The sequence below is a fragment of the Olivibacter ginsenosidimutans genome, from assembly GCF_039542865.1.
GTDB lineage: Bacteria > Bacteroidota > Bacteroidia > Sphingobacteriales > Sphingobacteriaceae > Olivibacter > Olivibacter ginsenosidimutans.
Genome location: NZ_BAABIQ010000031.1, coordinates 23,716 through 41,006, shown reverse-complemented (window position 1 = coordinate 41,006; position 17,291 = coordinate 23,716). Strand labels below are relative to the sequence as shown.

Below are 17,291 nucleotides of genomic sequence, written 5' to 3'. Positions count from 1 at the left end.
TAAAAGTTATTTAATAATATCTCTCAGTTGTAAAGCTTTGATAATTGCACGGTATCTTTCAATATCCTTCTTATATAAATAAGACAATAATGCCCGACGTTTACCTACCAATTTCTGTAAAGCCAACTGTGTACCAAAATCTTTACGATTTTTCTTCAAATGTTCAGTTAAATGGGCAATACGTTTAGTGAATAAAGCTACTTGACCTTCGGTAGAACCGGTGTTCTTTGCATCTCCTGCAAATTCAGCAAAAATATCTGCTTTGTACTCTTTACTTAAATACATTACGTGAATAATATTAAAGCGTTAAAAAATTTTATTAATTGTATGCAAAGGTAGCTTTTTTATATACGTGTTCAAAGTAGTGCCTAAAATTATTTAAAGCATCTTAAGACGTCAATGATTCCTCTGTGTGTATTGTTTTTGATCACTAAAATTTTATCTTGCAACATCATTCGTCCGTTCCATCCGATTTGTTAACACTTCGTATACTGTTCGCACCATTCTTCTATTTTCTTCATACCTTCTTTGTAGTGAGTCCGGGGTGAGTCCGCATTCCATCCGGGGTGAGTCCAGGTTTTTACTATAAAAACCTGGACTCACCCCGGATAAAGTCTGTAAATATCCTACTATTATGTCGAAGAAAGTATGAAGTTGGTGTAAGCTTGGCATGACGTTAATACGAAATTAGTAAGAGGAAACGTTAAAAAGGAATCCAGTTTAATGGTATCACACATCGAATTTAGAAAAAGAATTTGTCTTTACCTATGCAAAATTTTACTTATCTTAGCTGAGAATGATGAATAACTATACGCGCTTTGAAAGCGAATTTAAAGTCCGCCCCGATGATATAGACATGTTTCAGCATGTCCACAACAGCAAATATTTTGATTACGTCTTAGCGGCAAGATACGAGCAAATGGAGTTGTGCTATGACATGACTATGGAAGAATTTATGAAGCAAGGTTTTGGATGGGTAGTCCGCACGGCGCATGTTAATTATAAAAGACCACTTAAACTTGGGCAGTATTTTATTGTAGAAACAGGTGTGGAAGAAATGAAAGACAAAGGCTGTGTCGTAACCTTTGAAATACGATTTAAAGACTCCGGAAAAGTTTCCTGCGATGGTTGGTTTGATTATGCGTTAATTGATTTAAAATCCGGAAAATCGACATTTATAACCGAGGAGATGTTCGAGAAATACTCGATTTAGTCGACTCAAGCGACAACATCCTTCCTCCCCTTACTACTTTCCTGCGAGAGCGACGTCAATCAATTCACTATAAAAATCGGTTTCATTCATTCCGGCAGCCCGTACCTGCTGCGGAATAAAACTTTGTTCGGTTTGCCCGGGTATGGTATTAATCTCAATAAAATAAAAATGGTCGGTATTCTCCTCAAGAAAGAAATCGATTCGAACCAGACCTTTACAGTTTAAGCGTTTATAAATTTCTTTTACCAGACCTTTTACGCGGTCCCGTTGTGCAATAGTTAAATCTGCGGGTGTAATTTCATCCGTAAGCCCGGGTATATATTTGGCCTCAAAATCAAAAAACTCCCGTGTAGTAACAACTTCTGTAGCGGGAAGTACCTGCAAGCTCTGTTTACCCATATAAACCCCGATGGAGAATTCCCGGCCACGAACAAACTCTTCAATGAGCACCTGTTTATTTGCATTTTCTGTATGTAATGCCCGATCGATAGCATCAGCCAATGCTTCGATCTTTTTTACTTTTGTCATGCCGATGCTGCTTCCACCACCATTTGGCTTCACAAAATAAGGTAACTTTAATAGGTGCTTTAGCTGTTGCTCTTTTTCTGCCCGATCATCGGCCGATAAACATACCGATTTAGCCAAATATAGGTTTTCTATATCACCAAGTAACGTTTTTGTATATGCTTTATTCATGGTAAGCGCTGAGGTTAAGGTATCGCAGCTCGTATAGCCCAGTCCAACCATATCTAAATAACCTTGTAAGCGACCATCTTCTCCCGGCGAACCGTGCAGCATAATAAAGGCTAGATCAAATCTGATCAATTGATCTTTAAGGGGAAGCGAAAAATCCTTACGATCTATTTCACGTTTAATACCAGCATCATCCACATAATACCAACTCTGTGGTGTCAATATTATTTTATAAACCTCAAAACGAGTTGTATCTAATTTTTCTGTTACAAAAGCGGCACTTTTTAAGGAAACTTCTGCCTCGCCTGTAAATCCACCGGTAATTAATGCTATTTTTGCCTTCATAAATAAACATTGAGCTGAGCAAAGATAATCGAATATCTTTATCTTTAGCGATCTATTTTTAAGAGACAGTTTATATGGTATGGTTAATATCTTGATCGAACGAAAGTGCAGCCAAAAAGGCATAAAAACTTAATGCGGTAAATTTTAAACAAACGCTAAGATTGGCATACTTTTTACAGGCTTGGTGTTAACGTAAAGCATTTAATAAGCAAAGCACATCAATGAACAAATTATTTCAATATCTAGGAACGCAGACGTTTAGGAAAAATCTCATTATTGCCATCATATCTGGAGTAGTCTTTCTCTTATTACTTTTTTACAGTTTACGCTTTTACACCCGACATGGAGAATTTATGGAAGTACCAGCGCTGAGGGGTATCACGATAGACAATGCAGTTAAAAAATTAGAGAGTCAGGGTTTCAGATATCAAGTTGATTCGGTTTATCAAGCCGATAAGCAACCCGGTCTAGTAATCGAGCAAGATCCTGATGAAGGTACTAAAGTGAAACAAAACCGAACACTTTATTTAACCATCATCACGAAAAATGCCCCTGAAGTACAATTGCCTGACTTGACTGAAATGGCTTTATTAGAAGCGGTGTCGACCTTAAATAATTATGGTTTGAAACTGGGCGACACGATCTATATCCCCGACATTGCCCGTGACCGTGTATTAGACATTAAATACGGTGGGCAGAAAATAAACGCTGGACAACCCATCCCAAAAGGAAGTAAAATAGATTTAGTATTAGGAAACGGCATGGGCGAAAGTGAAGTTACAGTACCCAATCTGGTAGGTTATACCTTAGATGAAGCTATTTTTTCAATAAAAGGTGCTTCGTTGACCTTAGGTACTGTAAAATATATGGGGCCTGTGGTAGATAGTGCCAGTGCACGGGTAGTGAGTCAAACACCAATAGCAGATAGTACTGGTGCCAAAGTAAGTATAGGAACACCGGTAAATTTAGCGCTAAGTAATTAAATGAGTTGTGCGTTGTGAGTTATGCGTTGCCAGTTGTGGGCCTGTCCACCTATTGGCAAATTGCTGGTGCTGCTTATAGCTTACAGCCTATAGCCATATGGCTTTTTTAATTTTTTACTTTTTAATTTTTACTTAACCCGCATGGAAGAAACTATCCCGGAAATGAAAAAGAAATCGTCAGCCAAACGATGGGTGAGTACGATACTATTAGTGCTCCTATTCGCTGGTGCCGTGATTGCCTACACTTATTATAAACGATATTTTGCACCGAATGTAACCGATGTAGAAACGTATCTATATGTCCATACTGGCGCTACATTTGATGAACTTATGCAAAATTTGGGCGATCAAAATATCGTAAGAGATACCGCCAGTTTTAGATGGGCAGCAGAACAAATGGAATACCCCAGCCGCATGAAGCCTGGTAAATACCGTTTACAAAAAGGCATGAATAACCGTACGTTAATTAATATGCTGGGCGGTGGATTTCAGGAACCGGTAAAACTGCGCTTTCAGAACATCCGTTTAAAAGACCAGTTTGCGGGATATATCGCTACCCAGCTAGAGCCCGATTCTACAACGTTAATTTCCCTAATCAACAGCGATACCTTAGCCGCCAAATATGGCTTTAATACAGAAAACTTTTTCGTAATGTTTATTCCTAATACCTATGAAATGTATTGGAATATCTCTGCAAATGACTTTTTTGCTCGCATGCATACCGAATATGAAAAATTTTGGACAGCTGAACGTAAGGAAAAGGCAGAAGCTATTCATTTGAGTCCGATCGACGTTAGTATTCTCGCATCTATTGTAAAAGGAGAAGCTTTACATACAGACGAAATGCCTAAAATTGCCGGCCTATACCTCAACCGTCTGCAAAAAGGAATTTTATTACAGGCAGATCCAACAGTAATATTTGCCACCAACGATTTTACCATCCGCAGAGTACTTAATAAACATTTACGGGTAAACTCACCATACAATACCTATATTTATAAAGGGTTACCTCCTGGACCGATTATGATGCCGAGTATTGCTGCTATTGATGCCGTATTGAACTACGAAAAACATGATTATCTATACATGTGTGCCAAAGAGGATTTTTCTGGCTATCATAATTTCTCTACCAATGTGGCCGAACACTTAGTCAACGCACGGAAATTTCAACAGGCTCTGAACGAACGAAACATCAAAAAATAAAATGTTTACATTTGAAACACAAATTAGGGTACGATATGGCGAGACAGATCAAATGGGATATGTTTATTATGGTAATTATGCTTCCTATTATGAGGTAGCACGTGTGGAAATGCTTCGTAGCTTGGGCACTTCCTATAAAGCGATGGAGGAAGGTAGGATTATGCTTCCCGTTTTGGAGTTGAAAAGCAACTACATAAAACCCGCGAGATATGATGAACTGATCACAATCAAGGTTAGCATTCCTGTCAAACCTACCATTCGTATCAAGTTTGAATATGAGTTATTCAATGAACAGCAGGAGCTGATTAATATAGGAGAGACAACCCTAGTGTTTATCAACATGGACAAGAACAAACCATGTTTACCACCAAAGGATTTTTTAAACAGATTGGCCCCCTATTTTGAGGAGAAGGAATGAGTTGGTTACACAAGAAATTACTGCACATAAAACCCTACTATTTGTTTATCGAATGGACCAAAGTTATTGTTTTACCCGGTTTCGGTAAACTCCCACTCTATACTGTTGCACTTTTCTTCTTTCAGGAAATCGCACGCGAATCCTTACTGAACAAAGCTTCCTCGTTAGCATATTCATTTATGTTGGCTATATTTCCGGGAATTATATTTCTTTTTACCCTTATTCCTTATATTAAATTTTTTGTAGACGATTTTCAGGAACAACTGTTGGAGTTTATGCAGATGATTCTTCCTGCAAATGCCTATCAAACCATTGAATCGACTTTATTGGATATTGTAACCAATCAAAATAGCCGCTTGCTTTCCTTAGGTTTTTTGATGGCCATGATTTTTGCTACCAATGGTATCCATAGTTTAATGCGTGCTTTTAATAAATCTTCTTTAGTACTAGAGAGCCGGAGTTTCATTAAACAACGTTTAGTTGCCTTGGCTTTGGCCTTAATGATCATTTTGGCCTTAACCGTGGGCATGGGTATTATTACGGCAGCCTCTTTCGTAATCAACCATATACGAAACACCCTGGAAATTACCAAAAGCTTCTGGACATGGCTAATTGACGTCACACGTTGGATTATCCTGTTGGCTATTTACTTTTTTACGTTGAGTATGTTATATAAATACGGCCCTTCTTCTTCAAAAAAATGGAGCTTTTTTAGTCCGGGTGCCACTTTAGCGACCATTCTCGCTGCATTTACGTTCTGGGGATTTACCTATTATATCAATAGTTTCAATACCTATAATAAGTTATACGGATCAATCGGTACATTAATTGTCATTATGATTTGGCTTTATCTGAATTCCTTGATTCTGCTGATTGGATTTGAGTTAAATGCTAGTATTGCGCTTTCCAAACAAAGTATAAAAATCGTAAAACCCCGATTTAATAGTTTTAAACCCGAAGCTAAACGTAATCAGGAAACGATAAAAAACACGTTAAAGTAACGATTATTATTAAGGCGTTATTTTTTCTTTTTCCCGCAAAAAGAAACAAAACCGACCAAAGGGAGTTCATAAACACCTTTTAAAACGGATAAGTAGTGAATAAACTCCCGCTGTAGATTTTGCTACAAGGGCAGTGCCTCCTATTTATTCTTTACCTTCCGCTGCTTTGGCGGCTTCTTTTGCTTCCTTTTCTTTTTGTTTGGCTTGTTTCCTAAAGAAGCCCCTCAATAAAAAATTATGCTGCAGGGCTTCCATATTCTGATTGAGTTTGTCGCTACTTTCTTCCAAGTTTACCATGGTTTGTTTCATGGTAGCGGCCATTTCACCATCATTCAATAAGGCGCCTAGTGTGTTGTCCGTGCTATTCATCTTCTCACTGGCTTGTGAAAGATTAGCCGTCAATGCGCTGGCGCTTTGGGTAACGCCCTGTAGTTGTGCTGCCGAAGTACGTAAACTCTGGAAAACAGTCGTATCGGTCAATAGCTCATTAGCCAAGGAACCCTTGGTATTCAATTTATTCGTAAAGGCATTTAGTGCACTCGAAACCTTTGCCGTATTGGCGGCCGTTTGGGTCAAACTAGCCATAATTGCTTTCACCTGCAAAGCCATCACAGAATCTGTCAATACCGCACCAATTGTGCCTTCACCATTGGCTATCTTTTCGCTTAATTTCTTAACATCGTTGGTAATGGATACCAAATTCTGATTGTTGACCTGTAAGGTAGCCATCATCTCTTCCGTATCAATACTTTTTACCGATTGTAATAAATCACCTTCTTCTACCACAGCCACATTAGAACTCCCTCCTTGGATAACGATGATTTTATTACCAATAAACCCTTCCGAGCTTACCCGCACCTCGGCATCTTTGCGAATATAATCTTGTGACTTTTCTTCGATATTGAAATCAATCTCTACATGCGAATTCTCGACTAACCGAATTTTTTTTATAGTCCCGATTTTAACACCAGAAAAATAAACATTATTTCCTGCTTTTAAGCCTCCCGCATCATCCATAACGGTTTTTAGGGTGATGGTTTTGGTAAACCGCTTCTGATTACCTCCTAAAACAAAAATAGCCGCAACAAAAAATACAATTCCCAAAAAGGTAAACAATCCTACAATAACCGATTTTCTATTATCTGAGTGATTAGCCATATACTATGCAATAAAATTATAATCATAAAATGCTTTAACCCGACTGTCTTCCGAGTTAAAAATATCGTTAAACCGGCCTTGCCGTTCAAATTTACCATCTAACAACATGACAATGCGATCACCTGTTTCCTTGGCACAGGTTAAGTCGTGGGTGATGATGATAGACGATGTTTTATATCGTTCCTGAACTTCGTTGATCAAACTATTAATCTCTGTACACGTAATCGGGTCAAGACCTGCCGTAGGTTCGTCATACAACATGATGTCTGGCCTCAAGATTAACGTACGGGCAATGCCGATCCGCTTACGCTGTCCGCCCGATAATTCAGACGGCATTTGATTCAAGGCCTGTAACAGACCAACAGAATCCAATACTTCCTCAACCTCTTTATCAATCTCCGCTCGGGATAACGTCCGTTTATTTCTCACCAAGGGGAACTCCAAATTTTCACGTACCGTCATACTATCGTATAAAGCACTGTTTTGGAAAGAAAAACCGATTCGGAGCCGTAAGGCCATAAGCGCCTTCTCATCCAATTCCTCCACTTCTTGTCCTAACACATTAACGGATCCCTCATCAGGATAAAGTAACCCAGATATAACTTTGATCAACACCGACTTACCGGTACCCGAACGCCCTAAAACAACTAAATTCTCGCCTTCAAAAAGTTGCAAATCCACTCCTCTTAATACATGAAGTTCACCAAAGGATTTACGCAAGCCTTTTATATCAATAACGGCATTTTGATAATTGATATGCGACAACTTTTTTTCCATAACCTACCCTCTTATGCTTTGTACGATCATAACCACCAGCTGTTCTTCTATAAAAATAAGAAACATAGATGTTACTACTGCAGCGTTGGCTGCCCTCCCTACCCCTTCTGTACCTTTAGAGGAGTTGTATCCATGAAAACAACCTACGATACCGATGGTGAAGCCAAAAAAACCTGCTTTAATGATCGCTTGAAAAATATCCAGAAAGGTGATGGTATTAAAGACCTCATCAAAGAAACTGACAAAGCTAACCGACTCATGCTGGTAAACGTTCAGAAAAGAGCCCATCAGTCCGACAAAACCCGTATAACAACTCAAGATAGGAATCATAATGGTTGTAGCCAATACTCGGCTTACAACCAGGAATTTAAAGGGATTTGTACCCGAAACCTCCATGGCATCAATTTGTTCCGTTACTTTCATGGAACCTAATTCAGCGCCAATATTGGATCCTACTTTACCCGCCGCAATAAGCGCTGTTACTAAGGGTGCCAGCGCCCGTATAATCGCGATGGCAATCAGCGAAGGCAGCATTGCTGTCGCACCGAAGTCTGTTAATGAAGGCCTGGATTGGTTGGTAAATACAATACCGGTAATAAATCCGGTAAGTGATATAAGTGGTAAAGATTTAACGCCTACTTCGTAACATTGATTGATAATTTCCTTAAATTCATAAGGCGGCATAAATAGCTCTTTAAAAAATCGCATGATGAAGTGATGTACGTTACCCAGCTGAATAAGCTTCTGGTCTATTTTTTTAGAGATCATTTGTTCTAATAATCAGCGATAAAGCACTTACGATATCCAGTGCCAGATTTTTTTTTGCAAAAGTAAATTTTTCCTGCCTAAATTCCCGACTTGATAACATAAAAGTTAAATCTTTGTTCATTTTGCCGTTAATATGAGATTGGTATGAATTTTAATGTTACTTTTATGAATCATGTATTTTGGCTTTTTAATAAAAAAAAGTATGACATAGATCGTTATAATGGATTTTATTCTTCAAGGTAAAACTTTTACATTTAGCAAAGATTTGATAAAATACTCCTTAAACACCGTATGGGTTATGTTTATCATCAAAATCTTCATAAACTAATTTTAAACATTCATGACTAATAGAAGAAATTTTATTCAAACCTTAGCCTTAGGTACTACAATGGCCATCAGCATTCCAGAAATCGTTTCTGCCAGTGGAATAAAAGTCAAACAAGGTATTAAACTAAAAACAGACGATATTGTTCTATTTCAGGGAGATTCCATCACGGATGCCGGCAGAGATCGGAATAAAAATCAACCCAATGATACCGCAACGCTCGGACACGGTTACCCCGTCATAACAGCGGCACAACTGCTCGTACGTAAACCTTCACTTAACCTAAAAATCTATAATAAAGGCATCAGCGGAAATAAGGTTTATCAACTAGCAGAACGGTGGAATGAAGACTGCCTAGCTATTAAACCAAATGTGTTAAGTATTTTGGTTGGGGTGAATGATTATTGGCATACTTTAGCCAAAGAAAATCCTTATAAAGGCACTTTAGAGACGTATAAAAATGATTATAAAACTCTATTGAATAATACCTTAAAAGAATTACCTAATGTACAGCTTGTCATTGGAGAACCCTATGCAGTAAATCATGTACGGGCAGTTACGGATGAATGGTATCCAACCTTTGACGGTTATAGGGCCGCTGCCAGAGAACTCGCCAAAACGTTCAACGCTATTTTTGTACCTTATCAACAAGTGTATGATGAAGCACTAAAATATGCTCCTGCCAATTATTGGACAGGCGATGGTGTACATCCTTCACTTGCTGGCGCTGCTCTAATGGCACAAGCGTGGCTTAAAGCAGTAGGCATTTAGCAAATAGACCAAAGAAATTTACATAACTTCAATGGATACATTTCTTAATTCCATGTTGGATAATGACTTTTATAAGTTCACGATGCAACATGCTGTATTTAAATTATTCCCAAAAGCTCAGGCAAAGTACGCCTTCATTAATCGTGGAAACCATCATTTCCCTATGGGTTTTGCCGAAGCGCTTCGACAGGCCATTAATCACATGCCTAGCTTGCAATTAACACGGGAAGAGAAAAAATACCTCAAAGAAACCTGCCCTTATTTAGATCCAACATATTTGGATTTTCTGCAAGGTTATCGTTATGATCCCGAAGAGGTCACGATTTTGCAACAGGGAAATAAAATATCCGTAACCATACAGGGTTATTGGTATCGTACAATTCTATGGGAAGTACCATTAATGTCTTTAATATCAGAACTTTATTATAAGTTAAATCAATTACAGGGTGATACCGATGAACAGGTAGTTGCCACAGCTAAAAACAAGATCGAAAAGTACAATCAATTGGGTGTCACCATAGCGGAATTTGGTACCCGAAGAAGGCATTCGTACCATACGCATCGATTGGTTGTTCAGACATTAAAGCAATTTGGCACAGGAAGCTTTATTGGAACCAGCAATGTACATATGGCCATGTTGAATCAAACCAAGCCCATCGGAACACATGCCCACGAATGGTTTATGTTCCACGCGGCGAAATATGGATTTAAAATGGCTAATAGCCTTGGCTTAGAGCATTGGGTAAATGTGTATCGGGGAGATTTAGGTATTGCACTTTCTGATACCTACACAACGGATGTTTTCTTTTCCCAATTTGACAAAATGTTCACGAAACTTTTTGATGGTGTCCGGCATGATAGTGGTGACCCACTTTTATTTGCAGACAAAACCATTGCACATTATCGAAAGAAAGGAATCGACCCGCTGTCCAAGACGATTATATTTTCTGATGGGCTAGACTATCAAAAAGTAGCGCGTATCGCCGAACATTGTAAAGGAAAAATCGGAATTTCTTTCGGTATTGGTACTAACTTCACCAATGATGTTGGTTTACCCCCCATGAACATTGTTATTAAGATGACCGAGGCCCATCCGGATGAAGCCTATTGGATTCCGGTAGTGAAGCTTTCAGATGTCAAAGGAAAGTATACAGGAAATGCAGAAATGATCGAATTGAGTAAAATAATTTTGGGCATTCATGATTAACACTTCTTCCGATATTTTCGGCAAAGTCTTGCTCGCTCACTACCAGGGATTACAAAATGCACCGTTGGTATTGCATAATAATTATGGTGAGGACGAAGAAATGCCTGTGGATATTTTCTTCAGAACGGCAGACGATTTACCCGAACTGGAATTTATCGCATTGGCCTTATGTGATGGGAAAGTATTGGATGTAGGCGCCGGCGCTGGAAGCCACTGTCTCTATCTACAGGAAAAAGGTTTTGATGTAACCGCTTTGGAAATTTCACCTTTAGCTTGTCAAGTGATGCGGGAACGTGGAGTGAAAAAAGTGGTGCATGCGGATATTTTTGATTACAAAGAGGAGCAATTTGATACCCTACTCTTTTTGATGAATGGTATTGGGCTGACTGAAAATCTATCTGGACTTAAAAAATTGTTAGCACATTGTAAACGAATTTTACGGAAGGGCGGACAGTTATTATTTGATTCATCTGATATCCGATACCTTTATGAAGGAGAAACTCCCTTACCTTCAACCTACTATGGCGAAGTAAAATTTCAATATGCCTATAAAAACGAGACGGGCGCACCTTTCGGTTGGCTTTACATCGATCAAGAAACACTGATCCGCATAGCGCGGGAAGATGGTTGGGTTGTGCAGATTTTATACGAGGATGAAAATGACCAATATCTTGTCCGTTTATCCTTAACGAGTTCATAGTGGTACTGCTTATCAGTATAGTATACTGTTAATTTAGTGAACCTTTTAATTTTACTTTTTTCTCCGCGAAAAAAGTAACAAAAAAGCTCCCGCTGTAGATTTTGCTACAATGGTAGTGCCTCCCAATGCAAACCGCAAACTCTAAGGCGGATTTTAGTAGAACGGAGATTTCCTGCCAAGCAACCGGAGAGCGAGCATAATATGCTGTAACATAGCGAAAATAGGTAAAAGTGGAACGCACGGTTAAAAGCACTTACTGTTGTTCGCCGAAAATTTCGCCTCCAAAATTTACATGTTGCAATGGGATGCACTGCCGTTCCTGTAAATTTTGAAGCGAAGAGTTTTCTTTGGTTACCTTTCTTTTGCGGAAACCACGAAGTAGCATGAGTACCTTTATAACAAATGATACACGAATAAAGAAAGTAACAAATAAAGGTTCTATTTATTTCAACACATACCTTGTTAAAACAACATTATTAAAGAAAAATATTAATTCTTTAATAACCGCTGAATCTCATCTAATTTCATCAAAGCCTCAACTGGAGTCAATGCATTGACATCCAAATTATTCAACATATCACGAATTTTCACCAAAATGGGATCATCAATAGAGAACATCTGCAATTGATAAGCTTGCTTCTGAATTTTCTTCATACTATCTTTGATATGCTCCCCTCCCGTTCGTTCCTGCTCCAGGCGTTTCAAAATTTCATTTGCCCGTACGATCAATTTAGCCGGCATACCGGCCATCTTTGCCACATGAATCCCAAAGCTATGCTCACTCCCCCCAGGCACCAATTTACGCAAGAAGATGACCTTATTTCCGACTTCCTTAACAGAAACGTTATAGTTCTTTATACGGCTAAAGGTATTCGTTAACTCATTAAGTTCATGGTAATGGGTAGCAAATAGGGTTTTAGCTCTAGCTGAAGGGTGGTTATGTAAATATTCAGCAATAGCCCAAGCAATCGAAATACCGTCGTAAGTACTGGTACCACGACCGATTTCATCTAAAAGTATTAAACTTCTATCTGATAAATTATTCAGAATACTTGCTGTTTCATTCATTTCCACCATAAACGTAGATTCGCCTGACGACAAGTTATCAGATGCACCTACACGGGTAAAAATTTTATCAACCAAACCCACTTCCGCATGCTTAGCAGGAACAAAACATCCCATCTGTGCCATTAATACAATTAATCCAGTTTGTCGAAGTAAGGCAGATTTACCCGCCATATTGGGCCCGGTAATAATGATAATCTGTTGCCCATCACTATCCAGATAGACATCATTGGTAATATACTCTTCACCCATTGGAAGGGTTTTCTCAATTACGGGATGCCGACCACCTTTTATGTCGATTAACTTACCCTCGTTAATGATGGGTTTAACGTAGTGGTTTTTCTTAGCGATATGGGCAAAATTTAGCAGCACGTCTAATTGAGCGATCAATTGGGCATTTTGTTGTACGGGTTTAATATAATCCAACAGTGCCATCAATAACGCATTATAAATTCGATTTTCAATGACCTGAATTTTATCCTCAGCGCCTAAAATCTGTTCTTCATATTCCTTTAGCTCATTCGTAATATAGCGTTCGGCATTAACCAACGTCTGTTTTCGGATCCAATCGGATGGTACCTTGTCTTTATGTGCATTGGTTACTTCTAAATAATAACCAAACACGTTATTAAAAGAAATCTTTAAAGAGGGAATGCCGGTTAGCGCTGCTTCTCTTTTTTGGATTTCCAAGAGGTAATCTTTCCCACCAAAGGCTACTTTTCTCAACCGGTCCAACTCTTCATCTACACCCTCCGCAATAACATTACCTTTAGCTAACAGGACCGGTGGTTCTGCCTGCAATTCCTTAGCAATGCGTTCTACCATTAATTTGCAAGGATTTAATTGTTCAGCAATAACTTTCAAGGCCTCAGCTTCTGCATCTGCCGTTAATCGCTTAAGCTGTTCGATAGCCAGTAGCGCTCTTTTGAGTTGAACCAGCTCGCGTGGATTCGCTTTTTGCAGACCTATTTTACTGATCAGTCGCTCCAGATCACCAATCTGTTTGAGTTCATGAACAAGTGATTCGCTAAGTTCTGGTTGATTGACCAGGTACTCGACAATAGCCAAACGTTCAACGATGGGTTGCTTATCTTTCAATGGCATAACCATCCAACGCTTCAATAAACGTGCACCCATTGGTGAGGCCGTTTGATCTAAAACATCTACCAAGGTTAAGGCATTTTCATTAGCTGATCCGATCAATTCCAGATTCCGTATGGTAAATCTATCTAGCCACATATAGCGATCTTCTTCGATTCGAGCAATTTGCGATATGTGCTGTAGGTTACGATGTTCTGTTTCGTTAAGGTAGTGTAAGGCTACACCGGCCGCCACAATAGCCGCGCCCATGCGGTCTATGCCAAAACCTTTTAGGGAATTTACTTCAAAATGTCTAAGCAGGTTTTCCTTCGCATAATCGCCACTATAAGGCCATTCATCCAGCATATAGGTGTAAAAACGATCACCAAAATGTGTACGGAAGTCGTTCTGGTCACGGCGGGGAAAAATGATCTCACTAGGTTTGAATCCCTGCAATAACTTATCAATATACGAATTACTTCCTTGAGCCACTAAAAATTCACCGGTAGAGATGTCCAAAAAAGAAACGCCTGTTACGCCTTTATCAAAAAACAACGAAGCCAGGTAGTTATTAGATTTTTGTTGAACAATATGGTCATTGTAAGAAACACCAGGCGTAACCAATTCGGTAACACCGCGTTTAACAATGGTTTTTACCGTTTTAGGATCTTCCAATTGGTCACAAATAGCAACCCGTTGCCCAGCTCTCACTAATTTGGGAAGATACGTTTCCAGCGAGTGATGTGGAAATCCAGCCAAAGCTGTTTCGGAAGCCGTACCATTCCCTCGTTTAGTCAATACAATACCAAGAATCTCTGCCGTCTTTATCGCATCGCTACCAAATGTTTCGTAAAAGTCGCCAACCCTGAATAATAGTAAAGCACCTGGATATTTTACTTTAATACTATTGTATTGTTGCATTAAAGGGGTTTCTTTCTTTGCTGTCTTTGCCAAAATTCACTTGTTTTAGGGGCGTAAAAATAAAATAAAATTCGTTATTAGTATTGGTTGTCCGTTACTGGTTGCGTGTTGCGAGCACGCTATTTTACTACTCAACTACTATTTCCACTTAACAAATCACCACTCATCCTCTTCATCATCAGGCTCTATTCCCAGAACCGCATTATATACGGCTTGGAGTTCTGCTAATGCATGAAGATCGTTAGCCTTAGTGGCGACGTGCATGCCCTGCCGATAAATGGCGATCGCTTCGTCTTCATTACCTAATTGCTCCTGTAATTTACCATAGTGATAATACGTTCCGACATAATCAGGCCTTTTGCCTACTAATTCTCGGAAATAATCCAACGCTTTAGGAAAGTTTTTTTGCTTCATATATTCGGAAGCAACAGCATAAAGAATAAAGGGATCATCAGGAGTAGTTTCCAGAAAATTCAACAGTTGATCTAAACGATTAGTGCTCATATACAGTACCGCTAAAGTTTACGAATTAAATGCTTTTTTTTATCTTTACCTTTAAGAGCTTGTTTAAAATTTACCCATTCATTTTTTATGTCTTTTTTGGACTGCAAAACCGAATGGAGTGTGCTCACCGAAGATAATTTACCTCGGTTCGCTCAAAAACAACTTATAAAAAATGTAACCACACAAATTTATACAAGCTCTAACACTTTCGTTTTCAAACTTAGATAAACTTTCTTTTATATAAAAGTTACCCTTTTACGCAAATAAGAATTTAATTAGGTGTTCCTTAAAAATAGAAAAATGTTTTATGGAAAAACACTTTAGCTATTAAGACGTTAAAAAAATGGTCATTCACGAATAAAAACAATTCATATGAGAATACTTGTTTGCATTAGCCATGTACCAGACACCACTTCAAAAATTACATTTTCTGAAGACAAAACCACTTTTAATACCACTGGCCTACAATATATCATTAACCCTTATGACGAGATAGCCCTTTCAAAGGCGCTAGCTTTAGTTGAAGGTGGTAAGGGGACGGTCACGGTCATTACCGTTGGGGAGCCTGTTACGGAACCAACATTGCGGAAAGCATTAGCTATTGGTGCCGATGATGCCATCCGGATCAATGCGTATCCACAAGATGCTTGGTTTGTGGCCAATCAATTAACCGCTTATGTACAGGATAAAGAGATTGATTTAATCCTGACGGGTAGAGAATCGATTGATTATAACAGCGCACAGGTTGCAAGCTATTTAGGCGAGCTACTACACCTACCCTCTGTAGCTATTGCAAAAAAGGTTGAATTACAGGGGAACCGTGCTACAGTGGAACGTGAAATCGAGGGCGGGAAAGAAGTAATGGACATCCCCCTACCTCTTGTTATTGGCACCGCTGAAGGAGTTGCTGAGGCACGGATACCCAATATGCGAGGCATCATGTCTGCGCGCACCAAACCTTTAACGGTTATAGAGCCTATCGAGGTACCCCAGCTAGGAAGAATTACATATTATGAAGCTCCTGTGCCGCGTGGATCAGTGAAGCTAATAGATGCCTCAGAACCCGAAAAATTAGTGGAACTACTTCACCAAGAAGCTCGTGTCATTTAATACCGTGCTTCGGGTTAAAAAGTAGATCAGGCAATTTAACACTATTAAAACAAAAAAATGTCCGTATTAGTATTTGTAGAACATACAGAAGGCCAATTTAAAAAATCGGCTTATGAGGTGGTTTCTTATGCAAAGGCAATTGCCAAGCACCTTCATCAACCATTAACAGCTTTAGCAATAGGCAACATCACAACCGAAGAATTACAGCGTTTAGGAAGATATGGTGCGAGTAAAATATTACACGTAAACCACCACAAATTAGCTTCCTTCATCAATCAGGGTTATGCATCCGTAATTGCCCATACCGTACGGGAAGAAGGTGTGGAATTTATGGTATTGTCCAATTCTTTTAGTGGTAAAGATTTGGCTCCACGCCTTGCGGCAAAACTCCAGGCTGGCTTAGCCAGTAATGTCGTAGCGCTTCCTGAGATCGACGGTGATCAGCTAACCGTGAAAACAACCGCGTTTTCAGGCAAAGCTTTTGCTTATATAACGTTACATTCACCGGTCAAAGTATTAGCGGTTAATGCCAATACTATCGAAAGCAAAGAGGATCCCACAACCACAAACATCGTTGCCTTAGAACCTGCTGCTATTGATATGGCTGATTTTAAAGCGATGATAAAGGAACTAATCCAAACAACCGATAAAGTTGCGCTTCCAGAAGCTGAAATTGTCGTTTCTGGTGGACGGGGTTTAAAGGGGCCTGAAAATTGGAATATTATTGAAGATTTGGCTGAAGCACTGGGTGCAGCTGTTGCTTGTTCGAAACCTGTATCAGATGCCGGATGGCGTCCCCATTCGGAACATGTCGGACAAACGGGTATTACGATTAGTCCCAAGCTCTATTTCGCGGTAGGTATTTCTGGAGCCATTCAGCACTTGGCAGGCGTTAGCTCCTCAAAAGTTATTGTAGTTATTAATAAGGATCCCGAAGCTCCTTTTTTCAAAGTAGCAGATTATGGTATTGTTGGTGATGCTTTTGAACTAGTACCCAAGCTTACCGCAGCGGTTAAGGCGTATAAAAATAAATAGAACCTTTTTATGTT

General features: G+C 39.2%; 17 protein-coding genes. 10 read left to right on the top strand and 7 right to left on the bottom strand.

The genetic code is table 11. From position 1 onward, the window contains the following. Positions 1-6: 6 nt before the first annotated feature. The gene (gene rpsO / locus ABD930_RS10170; RefSeq protein ID WP_345231605.1) at positions 7-285 is read right to left on the bottom strand and encodes a 30S ribosomal protein S15; all 279 of its coding nucleotides are present in this window, start codon (positions 283-285) and stop codon (positions 7-9) included. A gap of 511 nt (positions 286-796) precedes the next feature. Between rpsO and ABD930_RS10165 the strand changes: the two genes are divergently transcribed. Continuing rightward, on the top strand, positions 797-1,213 hold the full coding sequence (locus ABD930_RS10165) for an acyl-CoA thioesterase (protein ID WP_345231604.1): 417 nt from the start codon (positions 797-799) through the stop codon (positions 1,211-1,213). Between the two features lie 33 nt (positions 1,214-1,246). On the opposite strand, the gene ABD930_RS10160 is transcribed toward ABD930_RS10165, so the two are convergent. Then, entirely contained in the window at positions 1,247-2,251 is a 1,005-nt protein-coding gene (locus tag ABD930_RS10160) for a D-alanine--D-alanine ligase family protein (RefSeq protein ID WP_345231603.1), read from the bottom strand. Between the two features lie 221 nt (positions 2,252-2,472). Here ABD930_RS10160 and ABD930_RS10155 point away from each other — a divergent pair, with 221 nt between their 5' ends. The 4 genes from ABD930_RS10155 to ABD930_RS10140 all read left to right on the top strand — a co-directional run bounded on the left by ABD930_RS10155 (position 2,473) and on the right by ABD930_RS10140 (position 5,856). Beyond that, positions 2,473-3,234 carry a PASTA domain-containing protein gene (locus ABD930_RS10155; protein ID WP_345231602.1) on the top strand — a complete coding sequence of 254 codons (762 nt, stop codon included), beginning with the start codon at positions 2,473-2,475 and terminating at the stop codon, positions 3,232-3,234. Between the two features lie 141 nt (positions 3,235-3,375). Beyond that, complete coding sequence (gene mltG, locus ABD930_RS10150; RefSeq protein ID WP_345231601.1) at positions 3,376-4,437, top strand: endolytic transglycosylase MltG; 1,062 nt, start codon at positions 3,376-3,378, stop codon at positions 4,435-4,437. 1 nt (position 4,438) lies between these two features. Beyond that, positions 4,439-4,855: an acyl-CoA thioesterase gene (locus ABD930_RS10145; protein ID WP_345231600.1), complete on the top strand. Its 417-nt coding sequence runs from the start codon at positions 4,439-4,441 to the stop codon at positions 4,853-4,855. Next, entirely contained in the window at positions 4,852-5,856 is a 1,005-nt protein-coding gene (locus ABD930_RS10140; RefSeq protein WP_345231599.1) for a YihY/virulence factor BrkB family protein, read from the top strand. Before ABD930_RS10145 ends, ABD930_RS10140 begins: the two co-directional genes overlap by 4 nt. 144 nt (positions 5,857-6,000) lie before the next feature. Here ABD930_RS10140 and ABD930_RS10135 read toward each other — a convergent pair whose 3' ends face one another. The 3 genes from ABD930_RS10135 to ABD930_RS10125 are packed head-to-tail and all read right to left on the bottom strand — an operon-like array spanning position 6,001 to position 8,559. Continuing rightward, positions 6,001-7,014 carry an MlaD family protein gene (locus tag ABD930_RS10135; RefSeq protein WP_345231598.1) on the bottom strand — a complete coding sequence of 338 codons (1,014 nt, stop codon included), beginning with the start codon at positions 7,012-7,014 and terminating at the stop codon, positions 6,001-6,003. A gap of 3 nt (positions 7,015-7,017) precedes the next feature. Next, the gene (locus ABD930_RS10130) at positions 7,018-7,791 is read right to left on the bottom strand and encodes an ABC transporter ATP-binding protein (RefSeq protein WP_345231597.1); all 774 of its coding nucleotides are present in this window, start codon (positions 7,789-7,791) and stop codon (positions 7,018-7,020) included. Positions 7,792-7,794: 3 nt separating this feature from the next. Beyond that, the gene (locus tag ABD930_RS10125; protein ID WP_345231596.1) at positions 7,795-8,559 is read right to left on the bottom strand and encodes an MlaE family ABC transporter permease; all 765 of its coding nucleotides are present in this window, start codon (positions 8,557-8,559) and stop codon (positions 7,795-7,797) included. Positions 8,560-8,899: 340 nt separating this feature from the next. Between ABD930_RS10125 and ABD930_RS10120 the strand changes: the two genes are divergently transcribed. The 3 genes from ABD930_RS10120 to ABD930_RS10110 are packed head-to-tail and all read left to right on the top strand — an operon-like array spanning position 8,900 to position 11,562. Further along, on the top strand, positions 8,900-9,655 hold the full coding sequence (locus tag ABD930_RS10120) for an SGNH/GDSL hydrolase family protein (RefSeq protein WP_345231595.1): 756 nt from the start codon (positions 8,900-8,902) through the stop codon (positions 9,653-9,655). A gap of 31 nt (positions 9,656-9,686) precedes the next feature. Next, complete coding sequence (gene pncB / locus ABD930_RS10115; RefSeq protein ID WP_345231594.1) at positions 9,687-10,862, top strand: nicotinate phosphoribosyltransferase; 1,176 nt, start codon at positions 9,687-9,689, stop codon at positions 10,860-10,862. Further along, on the top strand, positions 10,855-11,562 hold the full coding sequence (locus tag ABD930_RS10110) for a class I SAM-dependent methyltransferase (RefSeq protein WP_345231593.1): 708 nt from the start codon (positions 10,855-10,857) through the stop codon (positions 11,560-11,562). The genes pncB and ABD930_RS10110 overlap by 8 nt, the downstream gene beginning before the upstream one ends. Positions 11,563-12,051: 489 nt before the next feature. Here ABD930_RS10110 and mutS read toward each other — a convergent pair whose 3' ends face one another. Both mutS and ABD930_RS10100 read right to left on the bottom strand, forming a co-directional pair. Continuing rightward, the gene (gene mutS / locus ABD930_RS10105) at positions 12,052-14,661 is read right to left on the bottom strand and encodes a DNA mismatch repair protein MutS (protein WP_345231592.1); all 2,610 of its coding nucleotides are present in this window, start codon (positions 14,659-14,661) and stop codon (positions 12,052-12,054) included. Positions 14,662-14,784: 123 nt separating this feature from the next. After that, positions 14,785-15,132 carry a tetratricopeptide repeat protein gene (locus ABD930_RS10100; RefSeq protein ID WP_345231591.1) on the bottom strand — a complete coding sequence of 116 codons (348 nt, stop codon included), beginning with the start codon at positions 15,130-15,132 and terminating at the stop codon, positions 14,785-14,787. A gap of 372 nt (positions 15,133-15,504) precedes the next feature. Here ABD930_RS10100 and ABD930_RS10095 point away from each other — a divergent pair, with 372 nt between their 5' ends. Further along, the gene (locus ABD930_RS10095; protein WP_345231590.1) at positions 15,505-16,242 is read left to right on the top strand and encodes an electron transfer flavoprotein subunit beta/FixA family protein; all 738 of its coding nucleotides are present in this window, start codon (positions 15,505-15,507) and stop codon (positions 16,240-16,242) included. 57 nt (positions 16,243-16,299) lie between these two features. Further along, positions 16,300-17,277: an electron transfer flavoprotein subunit alpha/FixB family protein gene (locus ABD930_RS10090; protein ID WP_345231589.1), complete on the top strand. Its 978-nt coding sequence runs from the start codon at positions 16,300-16,302 to the stop codon at positions 17,275-17,277. The last annotated feature ends 14 nt before the right edge of the window (positions 17,278-17,291 follow it).